The 17,156-nt window shown below is 64.5% G+C and carries 17 protein-coding genes and 1 pseudogene; 7 read left to right on the top strand and 11 right to left on the bottom strand.

Going from position 1 to position 17,156, the window contains the following annotated elements; all coding sequences use genetic code 11:
- Positions 1–33: 33 nt before the first annotated feature.
- On the bottom strand, positions 34–303 hold the full coding sequence (locus tag BFD71_RS23155; protein ID WP_069266645.1) for a CsbD family protein: 270 nt from the start codon (positions 301–303) through the stop codon (positions 34–36).
- A 416-nt stretch (positions 304–719) separates the two neighbouring features.
- Between BFD71_RS23155 and BFD71_RS23150 the strand changes: the two genes are divergently transcribed.
- Complete coding sequence (locus BFD71_RS23150; RefSeq protein ID WP_069266644.1) at positions 720–968, top strand: hypothetical protein; 249 nt, start codon at positions 720–722, stop codon at positions 966–968.
- A gap of 46 nt (positions 969–1,014) precedes the next feature.
- On the opposite strand, the gene BFD71_RS23145 is transcribed toward BFD71_RS23150, so the two are convergent.
- Positions 1,015–1,479: an LEA type 2 family protein gene (locus BFD71_RS23145; RefSeq protein ID WP_069266643.1), complete on the bottom strand. Its 465-nt coding sequence runs from the start codon at positions 1,477–1,479 to the stop codon at positions 1,015–1,017.
- A gap of 334 nt (positions 1,480–1,813) precedes the next feature.
- On the opposite strand from BFD71_RS23145, the pseudogene BFD71_RS40700 reads away from it, so the two are divergent.
- Positions 1,814–1,957: pseudogene (locus BFD71_RS40700) on the top strand (GGDEF domain-containing protein); the annotation flags it as partial.
- Positions 1,958–2,549: 592 nt separating this feature from the next.
- Positions 2,550–3,329 (top strand): ABC transporter substrate-binding protein, encoded by a 780-nt coding sequence (locus tag BFD71_RS23135; protein WP_069266641.1) that lies wholly within the window; start codon positions 2,550–2,552, stop codon positions 3,327–3,329.
- A 77-nt stretch (positions 3,330–3,406) separates the two neighbouring features.
- Here BFD71_RS23135 and BFD71_RS23130 read toward each other — a convergent pair whose 3' ends face one another.
- Positions 3,407–4,303, bottom strand: a complete 897-nt coding sequence (locus BFD71_RS23130) for an AraC family transcriptional regulator (protein WP_069266640.1) — start codon at positions 4,301–4,303, stop codon at positions 3,407–3,409.
- 154 nt (positions 4,304–4,457) lie between these two features.
- Between BFD71_RS23130 and BFD71_RS23125 the strand changes: the two genes are divergently transcribed.
- Positions 4,458–5,237 carry an SDR family NAD(P)-dependent oxidoreductase gene (locus tag BFD71_RS23125; RefSeq protein ID WP_069266639.1) on the top strand — a complete coding sequence of 260 codons (780 nt, stop codon included), beginning with the start codon at positions 4,458–4,460 and terminating at the stop codon, positions 5,235–5,237.
- A 21-nt stretch (positions 5,238–5,258) separates the two neighbouring features.
- Here the strand turns inward: BFD71_RS23125 and BFD71_RS23120 are convergent, their stop codons facing one another.
- On the bottom strand, positions 5,259–5,462 hold the full coding sequence (locus tag BFD71_RS23120) for a DUF3079 domain-containing protein (RefSeq protein WP_069266638.1): 204 nt from the start codon (positions 5,460–5,462) through the stop codon (positions 5,259–5,261).
- A gap of 232 nt (positions 5,463–5,694) precedes the next feature.
- Here BFD71_RS23120 and BFD71_RS23115 point away from each other — a divergent pair, with 232 nt between their 5' ends.
- The 3 genes from BFD71_RS23115 (at position 5,695) to BFD71_RS23105 (ending at position 9,856) form a co-directional block, all read left to right on the top strand.
- On the top strand, positions 5,695–8,217 hold the full coding sequence (locus tag BFD71_RS23115) for a penicillin acylase family protein (protein WP_069266637.1): 2,523 nt from the start codon (positions 5,695–5,697) through the stop codon (positions 8,215–8,217).
- A gap of 265 nt (positions 8,218–8,482) precedes the next feature.
- A complete protein-coding gene (locus BFD71_RS23110) occupies positions 8,483–9,043 on the top strand; it encodes a methyl-accepting chemotaxis protein (protein ID WP_069266636.1) in 561 nt (186 codons plus the stop codon).
- A gap of 300 nt (positions 9,044–9,343) precedes the next feature.
- Positions 9,344–9,856 (top strand): hypothetical protein, encoded by a 513-nt coding sequence (locus BFD71_RS23105; protein WP_069266635.1) that lies wholly within the window; start codon positions 9,344–9,346, stop codon positions 9,854–9,856.
- A 278-nt stretch (positions 9,857–10,134) separates the two neighbouring features.
- Here BFD71_RS23105 and BFD71_RS23100 read toward each other — a convergent pair whose 3' ends face one another.
- From BFD71_RS23100 to tssJ, 7 genes are all read right to left on the bottom strand, one after another.
- Positions 10,135–11,034 (bottom strand): transporter substrate-binding domain-containing protein, encoded by a 900-nt coding sequence (locus BFD71_RS23100; protein WP_069266634.1) that lies wholly within the window; start codon positions 11,032–11,034, stop codon positions 10,135–10,137.
- Positions 11,027–11,887 (bottom strand): ABC transporter permease, encoded by an 861-nt coding sequence (locus BFD71_RS23095; RefSeq protein ID WP_256094886.1) that lies wholly within the window; start codon positions 11,885–11,887, stop codon positions 11,027–11,029. Before BFD71_RS23095 ends, BFD71_RS23100 begins: the two co-directional genes overlap by 8 nt.
- Positions 11,868–12,722: an ABC transporter ATP-binding protein gene (locus tag BFD71_RS23090; RefSeq protein ID WP_141710775.1), complete on the bottom strand. Its 855-nt coding sequence runs from the start codon at positions 12,720–12,722 to the stop codon at positions 11,868–11,870. The genes BFD71_RS23095 and BFD71_RS23090 overlap by 20 nt, the downstream gene beginning before the upstream one ends.
- Complete coding sequence (locus BFD71_RS23085; RefSeq protein ID WP_083245415.1) at positions 12,719–13,804, bottom strand: ABC transporter substrate-binding protein; 1,086 nt, start codon at positions 13,802–13,804, stop codon at positions 12,719–12,721. The genes BFD71_RS23090 and BFD71_RS23085 overlap by 4 nt, the downstream gene beginning before the upstream one ends.
- 234 nt (positions 13,805–14,038) lie before the next feature.
- Positions 14,039–14,821: a type IVB secretion system protein IcmH/DotU gene (icmH, locus tag BFD71_RS23080; protein WP_069266633.1), complete on the bottom strand. Its 783-nt coding sequence runs from the start codon at positions 14,819–14,821 to the stop codon at positions 14,039–14,041.
- A complete protein-coding gene (gene tssK / locus BFD71_RS23075; protein WP_069266632.1) occupies positions 14,818–16,164 on the bottom strand; it encodes a type VI secretion system baseplate subunit TssK in 1,347 nt (448 codons plus the stop codon). Before tssK ends, icmH begins: the two co-directional genes overlap by 4 nt.
- A 114-nt stretch (positions 16,165–16,278) precedes the next feature.
- Entirely contained in the window at positions 16,279–16,893 is a 615-nt protein-coding gene (tssJ, locus tag BFD71_RS23070) for a type VI secretion system lipoprotein TssJ (RefSeq protein WP_069266631.1), read from the bottom strand.
- Between the last annotated feature and the right edge of the window lie 263 nt (positions 16,894–17,156).

Below are 17,156 nucleotides of genomic sequence, written 5' to 3'. Positions count from 1 at the left end.
GCGCATAAAGCGTTCCCGAGCCGGGGCTGGCTTTCAGCCTTCGGATTTATTGCGGTTCAAGACCCATGCCGCGCCGAGCGCGAAGCCGACAGCGGCGGCGAGCCCGAGCGCGGTCATGGGCTTGTCGGCGACGTTGTCGCGTGTTGCGTCGGCCGCATCGTTCAAGGCCTGTTGGGATTTGCCGTACAGCACCTTTGCCTTGCCGGCCAGGCCCATGGCGGGGTCGCGCAGCATGCGGCCGGCCAGGTGCTGCGCTTCTCCCGCGACCTCGTTCGCGATGGCGTGTGCGTGTCTCGTGTCCATGATCGTGCTCCTGTGTGCTCAGGGTGGGTCATTGAGTTTGCGCGCTCCACTTGCGCAATGACGGTGGAGCAACGCGAATGCCCGCAGTGCAGCGATCGATGAAACACGGGCGAATCAGCGCTCGCGCGCAAGCATCAGCGCGGCGGTGAGCTAATCAAGGCCGGTAGGCCTGGCGAGATGCCGATCGAAGCCGGCCTGCGCGTTGCGCTGCACGCCGGGACGACGCTTTCCGAGGTGAAAGACACGTTGGGCCTGACTTATTTCGATGCCTGAATAGCGCGGGGCGCAGGAACATGCGATGCGAATTTAAAGGTATCCGAAGTCCGATTGGCTGATCATGCCGGCATGCCCGATGCACCGTGTCAATGGGGATGCCGCGGGTTGGAACATCGGAGCGAGCTGGGAGGGAAACGACGATGCGCAGGAAATCACGCTCATTGCGAGCGATGGCCGATAAATGGCTCTTCTTGCGGCCGGACACGCAAGTGCATGTGACGCGTGTTGCGCAGGGTGCGAGGAAGCATCGGTCGTGCGTCTATGTCAGCGCGGTCGGCGCCGTCGGCGAATCGGGCATGTTCTTCTTTCGTCACGACGACGGCAGCTGGTACATCTTTCCGCCGGACGAAGCGCGTCCGGCGCTCGGCGTCGAGGGCCGTGACGTTTGAGCGCCGAAGCAAGCTGCGACACGCCCGGCCGGCGCGCTGGCGCCGTTCACGGGCCGAACAGGCCCTGCGTTGGCAGCGACAGGTTGCCGTGATCGACGAAGCGTGTGCCGCCGCCGATGCCGCCCGCTAGGCGCCCGCGTATTTCGTAGGGAATGTTGCCGGCCTGTGCGCTGCCCGCAAAGGCGAAAGCCTGCCGGACGGCGGAGAGAGCCGGCACGGTCAGCGGCACGATGATCACCGCTTCGCCGAAGCGCGGCACGACGCCGCTTTGATCGCTTACGCCGCTCGCGAACGATTGACCGTTCAGGTCCAGTTGCAGTGACACGCCGCTAAATTCGACCGGCGTGTCGTTGGGATTCTGGATGCGCAACTTCACGTTGAAGCGCATTTCCATGCCTTCGCCCTGGAGTGGCTCCAGCCCCGCCACGTTGACCCGCAGCGGGTCTCCCGTCAACCCCGCGCAGCCGCCAAGCCAGAACAGCACACAAAGCAAGGCGCAAACAAGTCGCATTGAGCGCCTGACGTCAGGTGCTGGCATGGCGAGTACCTCGTCTGGAGAGTCCGCGGGTGCCGCTTAGTGTAGCGTCGATCCTTCGCGGATTTCGCGCTGTGCGCCCGACTGTTGCCGGCCCCCGAGTTTCGATTCGCGGGTTCGAGCGGGCGGAGTCGACCGGATCGATCCGGATTGCATGGATTCGGGCCAAACCTGGGATACGATGCGTCCCCGACGCTTAAGCGATGTGCGCCACACGCGGCCTGGATTCTTTCAATCTGCTTTCGATGGTCGTCGTGCTGCTCGTGCAGGGCACGCGCCAAGTTTTCGGCATGCGTGCCGTGTGGCGGTGCAGCCGTCGCCCTGGAACGTGGTGCTGCTCGGCCTTGCGATCGTCACGTTGCCTTGCATGTCGATCGGCATGGTGATGCTCGCTCACGACCGGATACCTGGGCGCATGGAAAAACTCGCGACGATCGACGAACTGACGGGCGCCTCGGTCGACTTCAGCCGCGAGGTGCAGACCGTCCTCTATTCGCGCAACGACGGCGACGTGCAGATCATGGAGGGCCTGCAGGTTCAGCGGTTCGACACCCTCTGCAAGCGCAGTCTGGAAAGCGGGCGGCGCGTGGTCAGCAACGTCAAGGATATCCGGGGCGATTCGCGGGCGGCCTCCGAACTCGGGATTTGCACCTATGCGAGCGCACCGGTCTGCGCGCAAGGCGGCGCCGTCATCGGTACGCTATGCGCCATCAGCCGGAACATCTCGCACAACGCGCCCTGATCGACGACATGACGGAACTGCCCAACCGGCGCGCGCGGCTCGCGCCGGCAAGAGCAACTGGACATTCGGGTAAGTCTTCGGCTGCCGCTTTCAACCCCCTTTAGGGTCTTCCCTGCCATAGGTGTTTCCGCCTGTTTTTGACGACTCGACGCGCGTATTCTGGACTGCTACCTTGCCGGGCGCAGGTGCACCCGCAGCGTCGATCACGTTTGCGGCGTGCGCCGCGAGGGAATGTCCGCGCCGCAACCATGCGGGCGGTGTTTATGTTCTTGACCACCTTGATATCCAGAACCGAGGGGATCCCATGAAAAAGTTGTTTGCAGCCGTATCTATTGCCTTGATCGCCTCCACGGCCAGCGTCGGCGCCTTTGCGGCGGACACCATTCGCTTCGGTGTCGATGCAAGCTATCCGCCGTTCGAATCGAAAGCGCCGGACGGCAAACTGGTCGGCTTCGACATCGATCTCGGCAACGAGATCTGCCACCGTCTGAATGCCAAATGTGTCTGGATCGAGAACGACTTCGACGGCATGATCCCGGCGCTGAAGGCGCGCAAGTTCGACGGCGTGCTTTCGTCGATGTCCATGACCCCGGCGCGCAAAGAGCAGATCGCGTTCTCGGACAAGCTGTTCAACACGCCGACGCGTCTCGTCGCCAAGACGGGTTCGGGCATCATGCCGACCGCCGAATCGCTCAAGGGTAAGCGCGTGGGCGTGGAGCAGGGCACGATTCAGGAGGCCTACGCAAAGGCGCATTGGGCAACGGCAGGCGTTGAGGTCGTGCCTTACCAGAACCAGGACCAGGTTTATCAGGACCTGCTGGCCGGCCGCGTGGACGCCGCGCTGCAAGACGCCGTGCAGGCCGACGTGGGCTTCCTGAAGACGCCGCGCGGCAAGGGCTACAGCTTCGCGGGCGGCGACCTCGACGATCCGGCAACGCTCGGCAACGGCGCCGGCATCGGCCTGCGCAAGGAAGACGCCGCGCTCAAGACGAAGATCGACGGCGCGATCGCCAGCATCATCAAGGACGGTACGTACAAGAAGATCGAGAAGAAGTACTTCGACTTCGACGTGTATGGCAAGTGATGTGACGCGTCCAGCGTGACGTGTGCACGGCGCGAGAGCGGATGCACCGCTCTCGCGCTGCGTGTCAGCGGAGCGTGCTACGCGGCCTCGCGCAGTGCCTTCGCTTGAGTCGAGTCTTTTTTCGGTGGCGCTCCGAACATTCGCGTGTATTCGCGGCTGAACTGCGAGGCGCTCTCGTATCCCACTTCGAAGGCGGCGGCCTGTACGCTCATCGACAGCGAAAGCAGCAGTCTGCGCGCTTCCAGCAGCCGCAGCTGCTTCTGGTACTGAAGGGGCGGCAGCCCGGTCAGCGCCTTGAACTGCCGGTGGAACGCCGAAGCGCTGAGCTGGGCGACTGCCGCCAGGTCTTCCACCCGCACGGGTTCGGCAAACCGCGCACGCAAGTTTTCCACCGCGCGCAGCAGGCTGTGAGAAGGGCTTTCCGTCGACGCCAGCCTCGCGATTTCCGAACCGTTCGGACCGCTTAGCAACCAGTAGCAGATCTCGCGCATCAGCATGGGATACAGCATGCCGATGGCGTCCGGCGTGTCCAGCAGGCGCACGGCGCGCAGCGCGCAATCGGCGAGGGGGCCGTCGAAGTTCGCGACGAACACGCCGCGGCTTGCGTCCGCCGCCGGCACGGGCGCAGGCGACATCTCCTTTGCCACGGCGCGCAACATGGCCAGGTCCAGCTCGAGAATCAGAACCAGGCAAGGCTTGTCCGGGCTCGCCTCGAACACGCGGCCCCGCGACGGCGTTTCCACGCCGACCACGAGCGCTTGACCGGCGCGATACTCCAGTTGTTCCCCGCCAAAACTGGCCCATTTGGCGCCCTGGGCGACGATGCACAAAGCCGGCCGCGCCGAGCGAAACGTGGGCGGCGCGGGATGGTCGGAGCGCAGGATGAGCAGTCCGTCGACAGCGGTGCTGTATGGGCTCGTGCCCGGCTGTGTTTGCGTGTAGCGCAGCAGGGCGGCGGCCAGATCGTTTGTCATGGGGGCTGGATAAGAAACGCGCGACGGAAAGTGCGCGCCGGTCCATCTTAGTCAGCGAAGCAGGATTAGGCAAGAATCGGGGAGATTCGGGTATTCACTCGCCGGTCGCGTCAGGCGCAGAATCGACGCTATCCAACCCAGCGAGAGGTGCCAAATGGCAACGAACAACCGCAGTCAGTCGGGCCCGAAAATCGCAGTCGTCACCGGAGGCAGCCGTGGGATCGGTCGCGACACGGTGCTGCGGCTGGCAAGCAGCGGCGTCCACACGGCTTTCACCTACAACACCAATCACGCCGAGGCAGAGAAGGTCTGCGCCGAGATCGCGCAAGCGGGCGGCCGGGCGATTGCCCTGCAGTTGAATATCGCGAATTCGGGCGCGTTCGACGACTTCGTCGCGCGCCTGCGAGAGGCGCTTGGGACGCTCAATGCAACGGGCTTCGATTATCTGGTGAACAACGCCGGTATCTCATCGACGGCCACGCTCGCAGCGGGCACCGAAGCGGAGCTCGACGCGCAGTTCGCGGTGCATTTCAAGGGGCCGTTCCTGCTGACGCAAAAGCTGCTGCCGCTCATTCATGACGGCGGCCGGATTGTGAACATCTCTTCGGGCCTTGCGCGCTTCGCGTACCCGGGCCGCTCGATTTATGGCCCGATGAAGGCGGCTGTCGAAGCGCTCACGCGCTATATGGCGCTCGAACTCGCGCCGCGCAGGATCGCGGTCAACGTCGTGGCGCCGGGCGCCATTGCCACCGACTTCAGCGGCGGTATCGTGCGGGACAATCCTGAGGTCAACAAGGCAGTGGCGGAACATACCGCGCTGGGCCGCGTGGGATTACCGACGGACGTGGGGCCCGTGATTGCCGGTCTACTATCGGATGACTTTGGCTGGGTGAACGCGCAACGCATCGAGGTGGCTGGCGGCATTCATATCTGATTGCGCGGTTGATTTCGCGCGTTAAGGCGTGAAGCTTTTGCCGGACGCGTCGACTTCGATACCCCAGTCGCCCTGTTCGAGCCAGTCGTCGCCGAGCAGTTCGGCCGGATGCTGCGTGCGGCTCTGGCCGTTGCCGCATCGCATGTCGTTGGCCGGGCAGTAGTGGTCGCAGCCCCAGCACAGGCGCTCGGGGCGCAGCGGGTGAATCGGAAACTTCTTTGCCATGATGTCGCCCCCGCGCGATCTCGGACGGAACGCAATATCGAGATTGTGTTCTTTCCGCGGCACGGTGGCAGATGGCAGACTGTCGCGCCCAGGAAGGGCGGTGAAGAGGTAGAAGGCCGCGTCGCTCTCCCTGCGTGTTGTTGCCACAGGGTCATGCTATGGTCGTACGGCGTCCGGCCGATCCGGTCGCCGCGCCTGGAAGCGCTGAACACAACGACCTGCGTGCTCCTCCATGACCCGTTCGAGTCCTTTCCCGCCAAAGCGGCGCCGTGCGTGGCCGCTGATTTTGCTGTGTGCCGTCGTCATCGTCCTGGCTGCCATGGTGCTGGCGGGCTGGCTGGCATTGCGCGTCAGCTTGCCACAGCTGGACGGCACGCGTGCCGTGCCGCTCTCCGCACCGGTAACGATCGGGCGCGATGCGCTCGGCGTGCCGACGGTACAGGGCGGCACGCGTGGCGACGTTGCGTATGCGAGCGGTTTCCTTCACGCGCAGGACCGCTTCTTCCAGATGGATTTGCTGCGCCGGGTCGCCGCTGGCGAAATGGCGGCACTCATCGGCCCGGCGGCGCTGCCGCTGGACCGACGCGACCGGCCCTTGCGCTTTCGCGAGCACGCGCAGGCGGCGCTCGCCGCGCTCTCCGCCGATCAGCGGGAGTTGATCGAGCGCTACACGGCGGGTGTCAACGACGGCCTGCGCTCGCTTCGCGCGCGGCCGTTCGAATACTGGCTGTTGCGCGCGCAACCGGCGCCGTGGCGTCCCGAAGACACAGTTCTCGCGGTCTACGCGATGTACTTCGATCTTCAGTATGACCAGGTGAGGCGCGTACTCTCTCGCGCGGCGTTGCGCGAGCGCGTGCCGGCCGATCTGCTTGCGTTCCTGCTGCCTGAGACGAGCCACTGGGACGCCCCGCTCGACGGGCAGCGCCCATTGGCGCAGCCGCCGGCGGCGCTGCCCGCCGCGCCGCCGTCATGGCTCCCGTCAACGCGGTCCGCCGTCGATGCCGAACCGGAGGCCAACGTACTTGTCGCCGGCCCGCCTGGTTTCGTTAGCGGCTTCGCGGGCGGCGGGAGCGCGGTCGATTCGATGGTCGGCAGCAACGGTTTCGCGGTCGACGGCGCGCACAGCGCACACGGCGGCGCGCTGCTCGCGAGCGACATGCACCTCGGCCTCTCGTTGCCGAACATCTGGTACCGGATCTCGCTCGTCTATCCTGCGCCCGAAGGCGGCGTGCGGCGCATCACGGGCGTCAGCTTGCCGGGTACACCGTTCGTCGTGGCCGGCAGCAACGGCCATATTGTGTGGGGCTTCACGAACAGCTATGGGCGCTTCGTCGATCTGGTCGAACTTCAACGCGATCCGGCCGATCCACTGCGCTACCGCGTCCCGAGCGGCGGATGGGAGCGTGCGCAGGTGATCCACGAGCGGCTCGACGTGAACGGCGGCGCGAGCGTCGATCTGCCGGTCGTACAAACGCGCTGGGGGCCACAGATTGTGGCCGGCGAGCGCGCGTATGCATTGCATTGGGTCGCGCAGGATCCGCAGGCGACCAACATGAACTTCATGCGGCTCGAAGGCATCACGAACGTCGCCGACGCGTTGCATGCCGCGCAGACCTTCGGCATGCCGACGCAGAACTTCATGGTGGCCGACGCGCAAGGCCATATCGGCTGGACGCTCGCCGGGCCGCTGCCGCGCTTCGCGGATGCCACTGCGGACGCTGAAGTGGACGGTCAGGCGGCCGCGCTCGCGAGCATGCCGTACCTCTCCGGGACGTACGCCGGCTGGCAAGGATATCGGACGCCCGATGCGTATCCGGTTCGCGTCGATCCGCCGGCCGGCCGCATCTGGACCGCGAATAACCGTACCCTGCCGCTGGAGGAAGTGACGCAAATTGGCGATGCCGGCACCGATCTCGGCGCGCGCGCCACGCAGATTCGCAACGACCTCCTCGCGCTGCCGCACGCGGGCGAGCGCGACATGCTCGCGGTGCAGACCGACGATCGCGCGTTCTGGATCGAGTACTGGCGACGCGTTGCGCTCGACGCGCTCGATGCACGCGCGCTCGACGGCCATCCTCAACGCGCCGAATTCCAGCGCCTCGTTCAGGCGTGGGATGGCCGCGCCGATGTGAATGCTGTCGGCTACCGGCTGGTGCGCGCGTTCTACGACTCGCTCTACGAAGCATGGTTCGGGGTACTTGACAAGCAGATGGCCGCGATTGCGCCGGACCTCAGCTATCGCGCGGCGAACTCGCGTTACGAAGCGACGATGGAGACGCTGGCCGACCATCGCGCGTGGATACCGGGAGGCTTCGCGGACTGGCGCGCGTTCATGCTGGACCGCATCGATCACACGATCGCCCGGTTGCCCAAGGGCACCACGCTCGAAGAGGCGCGCTGGGGCGAGCGCAACCGCTCGACCATTGCGCATCCGTTCGCGCGCATGGTGCCGGCATGGCTGCCGTGGGTTCGCGGCTGGCTCAGCGCGCCGCACGACCCGCTCCCGGGCGACATCAACATGCCGCGCGTGCAGGCCCGGGCATTCGGCGCGTCCGAGCGTTTCGCGGTGTCGCCGGGGCGCGAACAGGACGGCATCTTCGAGATGCCGGGCGGGCAATCGGGCAATCCCATGTCGCCGTATTTCCTCGCGGGGCATGAAACGTGGGTGCATGGCGACGCGGCGCCGTTCCTGCCGGGCGCACTGGTGCATACGCTGAAGCTCGTACCGGCCAGCGCGCAGCAGGCTGGAAACTGAGGGCTCTCAGCGTCATGGATGTCACGTCCCCCTCGAAATGCGGCGCGCGCGGCGGGTTAGCAGAACTCCGCTGACACCGCTAGAAGCGCTGGCTGATTCTCCCTGTATCCGTTGCCCTCCTACCCTTGGTGGGGGGATTGCATCAAGCTTGGCGCGCTTGCGTCGAGGCTTTCGCTCGCCGTGATACACATAAAGCGGAATCGAATAAGGGGACAGCCATGAGATGGCTCGATCGCATGACGGTGTTCAAAAAGCTGCTGACAGCATGCATCAGCAGATCGGTTTCGCACCCGTGCCGGCAGGTGTGGACAACGCCGAGCTCGTACGCCGCGCCATTGCGGCGAGTGTCGCGTTGGGAGACAGCGTCGCCGCGCTGATCGATTCGCTGCAACGCGAGGCCAAGAGTGCGCAGACCGAAGCCACGGTGCAATTCCAGTACATGCGCACCCTCATCGTGGCGATGCTGCTCGGTGCGGTCGCGACAGGCGCATTGCTGGCCTGGTTGATTTCGCAGCGGCTTTCGCGCCGGCTGGGCTGCGAGCCGGCTCACGCCATGGAAATCGCGGGCCGTATCGCCGCTGGCGATCTTTCGGTATCCATAGCAACGCATGCTGGCGATACGAGCAGCTTGCTGTACGCGCTCGGCGAGATGCGTGCGCAGCTAACCGGCATCGTCGCCGACATTCGCGCGGTCGCGCAAATGGACCAGGTCACGCAGCGAAACGCGGCCTTGGTCGAGCAGGCGGCTGCCGCGGCAAGCTCGATGGCCGATCAGGCGGCGCAGTTGCAGCAGGCGGTGTCGGTTTTCAGATTTGTGGGCGCTTGACGTAAAAGCGGATGCCGCAGCGATCGTTGCGGCATCGGAGCGTCATCGGGAAAGACCGCGTGCGTCGACTGGCCAGATCGCTTCCACGCGATCGCCCCGAAAGCAGAGGTCGCGTGTAAACGCCGCTGGCAACCCGTTCGGGGCGTGCAACCATGCTGCACCAGTATTGCACACGCCGTGGCCGGCCTCCGCGGAGCGCCGGCTTTTGCCGGTAGGACCAAGGTCTGATTGTCCGCATCCGCCACGGCCGCCATGATCTGCGTGTGTTGCTCGCCAGATTCGCTGCTCAGGGGTGCGTGAATGGGGTCTCTGTCCAATTTCGTGAAGCGCGCGTGGCTCGCCGCCGCGGTGCTGCTCGCGGCCGGTTGCGCCCAGCCGTGGCAAAGCATCGAACCGGGCAGCGACCAGTCTGCGTTGATCGCGCGTCTCGGGCCGCCGCGCGAAACCTATAACCTGCCGGACGGCGGCAAACGTCTCATGTGGCCGACCCAGCCGATGGGGTCGACGAACACCGTCGCCGACATCGACGCGAGCGGCAAGGTCGTGAGTGTGCGTCAGGTCATGCAGGAGAGCGAGTTCTATCGGGCGAAAGTCAACGAGTGGACACGCAACGATGTCCTGATCAATTTCGGCCGGCCCGCGGAGACGGCCTACTTTTCGCGCATGCAGCGGGAAGTCTGGTCCTACCGCTACATCGCGAACAACATCGACTACATGATGTTTCACTTCTACTTCGACGATCAGGGCATCTTGCGGCTCACGCAGAAGACGCCCGACCCAATGCGCGACCGGAACCTGAGGCGCGGGTTCTAGACCGGGTTCCGTTTAGAGGCGTGTGTGCGTAACGCCCACGATTCGACGACTCTGCACCGCCTCGCGCGTGCGTGGCTATCGGCTGCGCTACTCGTGCTGCCTGGCGTCTTGCGCGCCATGGAGTTCAATATCTACTGAAGCTTTGCGCGAGCGCCGCTTTCGTTACCGGCTAAGGGCAGAGCAAGGGCATGGATTCGAAACTCGCGCAATGCGTGCGGCCACAAGGCGTGCCTGTTGAAAAGCTGCCAGCTGCGCGTGGCAGAACTCAGGCGGCGCAGCTAGTGGCAATACAGGTCGTTTTCCGCGTTGAACATGTCGAACGCGAGGCTGATTGCCTGATCTTTGCGCACGGTCGCCAGCCAGCGGCTGCGTTGCCACTGCGCCACCGTATTGCCGACAAAGACCGCGCTTGCCGCGTCGCCCGCGCGCGTGGCGATGAACGCCGCCTGCGCAGCGATGGTTCCGGGTAGCGGGCGATAGTAGGACCAGTCCGCCTGCTTGAGCAGCGCCTCGATCACGAATTCGTCGTCGACAAGGGCGGCGCAATCGCCCGCCTGGAACGCCAGCAGCGCATCGAGCGACCGGTCGAATCCGCGCAGGTTCGCGTGGTACTCGCGCGCTGCGCGCCGTGCATAAGGGTTGCCTTGCGATGCGCAAATCGCGCGGCCGCTCAGGTCTCGCCATGTCCGCACGTTGCCATGATCCAGCACGAGCGCCATGCCACGGCCGCTCGAATACGAAGCCGGTGCGAACGCGACCCGCGCGTCGGGCGAGAAATCCAGGCCGGCAATGGCGGCATCGGCTTTGCCCGCCTGCAGCGCGGCACGCGCGGCGGCCGGTTGGGCCAGCAGGAACTGCACAGGCAGCCCTGCGCGGCGAGCGAGGTCCGAAGCGAGCGCCGCCGCGAACGGGTCGGGCGAGCGCAGCGCGCGGTCGACCTTGCCGACATAAAGCGCAGGCGCGGGGCGCGGGGGCACCGCCACGATCAGCACGCCGCGTGCTGCCGCGGCTGCGAAAGGCAGGTCGCTTTCGGCAAGGGCGCGTGGCAACTCGCGGTTCAGCGCCCACGCGAGCAGCGCGAGTAATGCGAGCGCTGCGAACGTGGCCGTTAGCGCGGTGGCGGGCCAGCGCAGGCGCCGCGGAATTGCCGAAGCGTCGAGCTCAGCGTTCCTAGCCATTCTGCGCGAGTCCGACGCGCCAGCGCAGCAGTTGCCGTTCGAGTATCGACAGGCCCTGATTGATCAGCAGTCCAAATATGGCGAGCAGCACGATGCCTGCGTACATATCGGGAATCTGAAACGTCTCCTGCGAATTGAGCGTATAGAAGCCGAGCCCCGAACGTGCCCCGATCATTTCTGCCGCCACCAGCGCCGTAATGCTGTAGGCGCCCGCCAGACGCACGCCTGTGAGGATCTGCGGCAACGCAGCCGGCAGCACGACCTTCGTCGCGATAAAGCGCTGCGAGGCGCCCATCGAGCGCGCGCAGTCGATCAGCACGCGCTCGACCTGTTTCACGCCCGCAATGGTGTTGAGTAGCACCGGCCAGAACGCGGCCCACACGACAATGGCGATCTTCGACGACTCGCCGATGCCGAGAAACAACATGAAAACGGGAAAGAGCGCAAACGCCGACACCTGCCGCAGCAGTTGAAAGACAGGATCGACGACGCGTTCGACGCGCTTGAACCATCCCAGCAGGAAGCCGCATGCAATGCCACCGGCCACGGCAAGCAGCAAACCGCTGATGGAGCGCACGGCGCTCGCACCGATATGCGTCCACGCGTCGCCGTTTTCGAAGAGCCGCGCGATGGCGAGGGCGACTTGTGAAGGCGGGCTCAGGTAAGCCGCGTTGACCACGCCGAGCCGGGGCAGCAACTCCCACAACAGGAGGAAGGCGGCGAGCGCGAGGGAGCGCTCCACGCCTACGTATAGGCGCGCGAAAGATGAAGCTGTGCGCGCGCGCTGAACGCTGTGCGAGGATTCGCGGACCGCGCCCGGGTTGGACATCGAGTCAGACATCGAATCGGACATGATCGGCTCCCGTCAATGCATGGGTTTGCGGCTGTGCGTCGAGTCGCGTGTCGAGTTCCGTGCTGAGGCTCGCCCATGCGCGCTGACGCAGCGCGACGAACGCCGCCGAGTGACGCAGCGCGGCGTCGCGCGGGCGCGGCAGGTCGACGTCGATGATCTCTTTCACGTGTCCGGGGCCGCGCCCAAGAATGGCGATGCGATCGGAGAGAAAGATCGCCTCGTCGATGCTGTGCGTGACGAACACGACGGTCGTGGCGCTTTGCTCCCAGATCGCGAGCAGTTCCTGCTGAAGCAATTCGCGCGTCTGTGCGTCGAGCGCGCCGAACGGCTCGTCCATCAGCAGGATCTCGGGGCCATAAGCGAGCGCACGCGCGATGGCCACGCGCTGGCGCATGCCGCCGGAAAGTTGATGCGGATAGTGATCCGCGAATTCCAGCAGGCCCACGAGGCGCAAGAAGCGTTCGGCCTCGCTGCGCCGCTCGACGCGTTTCATGCCGCGAATTTCGAGTCCCGCCTCCACGTTCTTGCGCACGGTGCGCCACGGAAAGAGCGCGTAGCCCTGAAACACGAAGCCGAGCTTTTGCCGCACGGCGCTCACGGGGTCGCCGTCCACGCGAATATCGCCCGAGGTTGGCAGCGTGAGGCCGGCGAGCACGTTGAGGAAGGTCGACTTGCCGCAGCCGCTCGGGCCCAAAAGCGCCATGAATTCGCCTTCGCGTACGGCGAGATCGAAGCGTTTGAGGACCGTATGGTGCGTGTCCGTTTGCGCGTTGCTATAGGTGAGGGAGAGATCGCGCGCGACGATCTTCTCGCGTAGCGCAGTTGCCGTGCTCACGAGCGTGTTCCGTTCGGCAAGGGCGTCGCGCTAGCCTGGGCCTCGTGCTTCGCGAACGGATTGAAGTCGTTCGTGTAAACATCCTTGACGTTGACCTTGCCCTTCGGAATCTTGCCTGCCGTTTCGAGGATATCGATGTAGTACTGGATGGGCGGCTCCGTGACCACGAGGTCCTTCACGTAGGCATACCGCTCCACGAGCCGAACGTCGATGCCGAGCCGCTCGGCCGTCAGCTTGCGCGCTTCGTCGGGATGCGCATTGACCCAGTTGCCCGCCTTCGCGATGGCCTTGACGAAGTCGCGCACCGCCTGCGGGTGGGCACGGGCAAACGCGCCGTTCACGCTATAGGGCGCCATGCCGCCAAGGCCGTGATCCTCGTCCCAGTCGCTCCACAGCTTGCGCAGTTGCGGATCGGCCTCCGCCGAGCCGGAAAAGGGCGGATGAATGATCGCGACATCCACGTTCTTCGTGACGAGCGCCTGCTCGGACTGATTGTCGGGCACGACGAGCCAGTTCACCTTCGATACATTCACACCGTGTTGCGCCAGATACTTTTTGGTCACGAACTCCGCGCACGCGCCGAAGCTGTTGAACGCTACCGTTTTGCCTTCGAAGTCCTTCGGACCGAGAATGCCCGAATCCTTGCGCACGAAATACTTCATGTGCGGCGCGTCGGGCAGTGTTTCGCCGCCTGCGGAAATGACCTTGATATCGGCGCCGCTGGCAATCGCGGAGATGACGAGCGGCACCATGCGCGTGCCGAAATCGATATCGCCGGTGCCCACGAGCGGAATGATCTGCGGCGCGGAAATCTTGCCGACATATTTGGGCCGCGTGCTCGTGTTGTCGAAGTAGCCGAGCTTGTCGGCGAGATAGACCAGGTCGAACGCGGGATTGTCGGGGTACTTGAAGTAGGTGATTTGCTGCTGCGCCGGCGCTTGTCGGGTCGTGACAGACGCGTCTTGCGCCTGCTCCCCATGCGGCTTGCAACCGCCCTGGAGTACCAGGACCGCAGCGGCGCACGCGGCAAGCAGAACGGTTCCGGCGGAGCGCCGACGGATTTTCGGGGAGAACGCCTTCATGAGCGGAGACTCGGCAACGAGCAGGGTAGTGGATTGACGATGCTCGATGATTGTCGATCTGCAACGATTCCAGGCAAACCAACGAATTATGATTTGCTTAGTTGTTCGTATCGACAATGCGTCAATCCGGCTACTCTGCAGTTGCTTCGAAATATCCGCTGCGGCGGTGGTTTTGCTTTTTGCGTTGATTGGGTGCGAAAGGGGCGGGCCGCACGCCACGCCCCTTTCGAACGCTCAAGGCAGCGAGATCGTCAAATTTGCCGATTGCGGCCCGAGCTTGATGAGTTGCGTATACGGGGCGAGCATGTGCACCGTGTTGTCGCGCAGCCAGGTGCTGAGGCCGAGCCAGGCGAGCAGACCCACCAGCGCGAACACCGCGCCGATGGACCACAGCGGCACCTCGCGTTTGAGGCGGTGCGCAACCTGATCGGGCAGCGGCCAATGCGGCGCGAAGGCCGCGCGCTTGCCCTTGATATGCGCGATCTCGTCGCCCAGGCGCGCCGTGAGATAGGCGAGCTTTTCCGGCCCTTCGAGAATGTACTTGCCCTGGAATCCGAGCAGCAGGCACATATGGAAGACCTCGAGCGACTGCAGCCGCGGCGCGCCTTGTGCGCGACATTCCTCGAGATACTGGAAGAACTTCTCGCCCGCGAGTTGCTCGCCAAAGAGCGCGAGCTGCAAGGGGCGGCGTTCCCACTCGGCGCGAATACGGAACGACGACGCCAGCACCGATTCGTCGAGTGCGGCGCAGAACGCGAACTTGGCCGCGTACACGTCTTCGGCCGCGACGTTCAGTTTTTTCGCGCCGCGCTCGAAATCGCCCAGAAACTGCTGCACGCGCGCGCCGAATTCGCTGGCGTCGCCGGGCTCGCGGCCGTTCTTCAACAGGAACAGCATGAAGAAGCCGTCGTAGAGCAAATCGAGCAGCGAGCGCACCTGGTAAGCGGGCTCCGCGGCAGGCGCGGGGTGATTCACGGGCGGCGCCGCGTCGCCGAAAAGGGAAGGGGCGTTGCTCATGACGTCACCGCGATCAGTTCGAGTTTGAGATCGTTGATGCCCGAGGGCGCATAGACCATGGCCGACTGCGCCTGCACCATGCGCTCATAAAGCGCGCTACGCGCCTCGAACGCGAAATAGCATGCGCCGGGCCGCACGGGAATGGCGGGCGGCACCTGGGGCGTGTAGACGAGCCGCACGCCCGGCATGGCCGAGAGCACGAGCTTGTCGACGTCGTCGGGCGCGCCGACCTTGAAGCGAGCCGGCACGGCCTCGACGAGGTCGACGGCGGGCATGTCTGCCGAAACCGCGAGATAGAAGGTGGTCTTGTCGTCGATCTTGCCCGAATCGAGCCGGCCGATATGGAACGACGGACGCACTTCTTCGAGCGCAATGGCGAAGTATTGCGTGGAGATCACCGTTTCGAGCAGGTCGCGCAGTATCGTATCGAGGCGCGCAAAGCCGGGGCCGGGATCGTCGTGACGGTACGCCGGCAGGTCGGCCAGCGCGTAGCCCTTGGAGAACGTCATGAGCTGGCCCGCGAGGCGCAGCAGCTCGTGAAAGAGCCGCTCGGGGTGAAGCGCCGCATGCTGATAGAGATGTGCGAGCGTGGCGAACGCGCCGCTCGCCGTATGCAGCAGCCAGAACGAGGCGATGTCGCCCGAACGGAACTCGATGATGTTCTTGGTCGGCTCGCGATGAAAGCCGTAGAGCGCATTGACCTTGGCCTGCAGCGCGTCGATGAGGCGGCGCAGACGCTGGTGCAGGAGCGGCGACGCTTCGATGGCGAGACTCGGCGGCACGAAGCTTTCGTCGACCTCGAATCCCGAAGTCGCAGTGCGCCGCACGCGTGCGACGGGCACCGAGAGCAACTGATCGCGCGGCTCGCTGTGCGCGATCAGCTTGACGTTCGTTTTCAGGAACGTCACGTCGGCCTGCGCGGCGTCCGTGTAGTGATCGGCTACGCTCGCCTGCTCGCTCACGTAACGCGTGACGAAGCCGTCGTTGCGATCCGGCGCGTAGTTCGTGCCGGTTTCGCGCATCTGGTGCAGCGCCAGGTAGAACGTGAATTCGTTGATGCCCTCGGGCAGCGTGTCGAGCGCCACGGGCGGCGGCAGGTCGTCGGCCTGCGGCGCGCTGTAGAGCGTGCCGTCCGGAAACACGAGCGCGAGTTCGCTCATGCGCAGCATGTTGCTGCCCAGTGCGTCGTGGTCGAGCCGCGCGGTGCGCACGCCCCAGTTGTACGGCGCAATGGCCTGGATCGATTCGAAGAGGCGCGCTTCGTGATAGGCGTCCTGCCGCTGGAAGTGCTGAGGCCTGAGGAACAGGCCTTCTCCCCAAAGCACTTTCGAGGAATAACTCATGTTAAATCGGCTATATGCGTGATTCGGCCCGTGCCGCTCGCGCCGGCGATCGGCGGACTGAAATTGTTAAATATCCCGCTTGCTCGTTACTCTGCCTGGTGCTTTGCCCTTTATTCACCCGCAAGTCACCGACGAAAGCAGATTCAGCTGCTGCGGCGGTAATCCCTGGTCCGGCGAGATCACCGTGCCGCTCGTGACGGTCATTGCGCAGTTATGCAGGCCGACCATTATGCCGGATTTCTCGGATTTCGCAGGATCGAAGGCGAACTTCCAGCGCTGCATGGCCGGATCGCGGAATAGCGCGACGATGCCGAAGGCTTGCGCCTCGCGTGAAACCTTTTCTGTGGCGTTATATCTCTGGCCAGGAATGAGCGTCACTTCGCGCACGCCGAGCAAGTCGCTGCCCAGCGCGCTCTTTTCTTTTGCGGGGTCGGTGAACGTATCGAACGGCGCCTGCTGGAATGACGTAGGGTCCTTCAGCACGTATAGCCGCACGACGAGCGCAAGCGGCTTGCGGTCGATCGCCGCGTTGAGGTTTTGCGCGGCAAGCAGCGTGATACCGAGGTCGCGCGGGGGTTTCTGGCTGTCCGGCACGTCGGGCTTGCCGATGCCCGCGAGTTGCAAAGCGGCCGACGCCGCACTGCCGAGCGCCGGTACGGCCGCCGCGCAGCCGGCGAGTTGCGCCGCGACGATGAGGATCGATGCGAAACGAATAACACGCGCATTCATTATTTGTTGGCCAGGCGTGAATGCCCGGGGTCCGTTAAGTGTTGATATGCGATCCGGATAATGCTATCCGCATAAAGACGCGTTTAACCCCGCGTGGCGCCGATAAGCGGTTGATTAAGTGATGCGGCAAACTTTTCCGGCTCGCTCGTGTTTTCAATTGCACGAGTGAGAAATTCTTTCCTGTGTGAATTTCTTGTGGCAGTAAACCTCGTGTCAAAGAAGCTATTTAGTGTCGGCGCATTACATTAAGAAGTTGAATTATC

The sequence above is a fragment of the Paraburkholderia nodosa genome (assembly GCF_001718195.1).
Taxonomy (GTDB): Bacteria; Pseudomonadota; Gammaproteobacteria; order Burkholderiales; family Burkholderiaceae; genus Paraburkholderia; species Paraburkholderia nodosa_A.
The sequence above is the reverse complement of the archived record's forward strand: the minus strand, read 5'-3'. Positions and strand labels throughout refer to the sequence as shown.

Bases quoted from the DNA above. Each gene is read 5' to 3' on its own strand.
- tssK (WP_069266632.1), bottom strand. From the start codon at position 16,164: ATGAGTTATTCCTCGAAAGTGCTTTGGGGAGAAGGCCTGTTCCTCAGG.
- BFD71_RS23110 (WP_069266636.1), top strand. From the start codon at position 8,483: ATGCATCAGCAGATCGGTTTCGCACCCGTGCCGGCAGGTGTGGACAAC.
- BFD71_RS23130 (WP_069266640.1), bottom strand. From the start codon at position 4,303: ATGACAAACGATCTGGCCGCCGCCCTGCTGCGCTACACGCAAACACAG.
- BFD71_RS23100 (WP_069266634.1), bottom strand. From the start codon at position 11,034: ATGGCTAGGAACGCTGAGCTCGACGCTTCGGCAATTCCGCGGCGCCTG.
- BFD71_RS23135 (WP_069266641.1), top strand. From the start codon at position 2,550: ATGAAAAAGTTGTTTGCAGCCGTATCTATTGCCTTGATCGCCTCCACG.
- tssJ (WP_069266631.1), bottom strand. From the start codon at position 16,893: ATGAATGCGCGTGTTATTCGTTTCGCATCGATCCTCATCGTCGCGGCG.
- icmH (WP_069266633.1), bottom strand. From the start codon at position 14,821: ATGAGCAACGCCCCTTCCCTTTTCGGCGACGCGGCGCCGCCCGTGAAT.
- BFD71_RS23095 (WP_256094886.1), bottom strand. From the start codon at position 11,887: ATGTCCGATTCGATGTCTGACTCGATGTCCAACCCGGGCGCGGTCCGC.
- BFD71_RS23120 (WP_069266638.1), bottom strand. From the start codon at position 5,462: ATGGCAAAGAAGTTTCCGATTCACCCGCTGCGCCCCGAGCGCCTGTGC.
- BFD71_RS23105 (WP_069266635.1), top strand. From the start codon at position 9,344: ATGGGGTCTCTGTCCAATTTCGTGAAGCGCGCGTGGCTCGCCGCCGCG.
- BFD71_RS23125 (WP_069266639.1), top strand. From the start codon at position 4,458: ATGGCAACGAACAACCGCAGTCAGTCGGGCCCGAAAATCGCAGTCGTC.
- BFD71_RS23145 (WP_069266643.1), bottom strand. From the start codon at position 1,479: ATGCGACTTGTTTGCGCCTTGCTTTGTGTGCTGTTCTGGCTTGGCGGC.
- BFD71_RS23115 (WP_069266637.1), top strand. From the start codon at position 5,695: ATGACCCGTTCGAGTCCTTTCCCGCCAAAGCGGCGCCGTGCGTGGCCG.
- BFD71_RS23150 (WP_069266644.1), top strand. From the start codon at position 720: ATGCGCAGGAAATCACGCTCATTGCGAGCGATGGCCGATAAATGGCTC.
- BFD71_RS23085 (WP_083245415.1), bottom strand. From the start codon at position 13,804: ATGAAGGCGTTCTCCCCGAAAATCCGTCGGCGCTCCGCCGGAACCGTT.
- BFD71_RS23155 (WP_069266645.1), bottom strand. From the start codon at position 303: ATGGACACGAGACACGCACACGCCATCGCGAACGAGGTCGCGGGAGAA.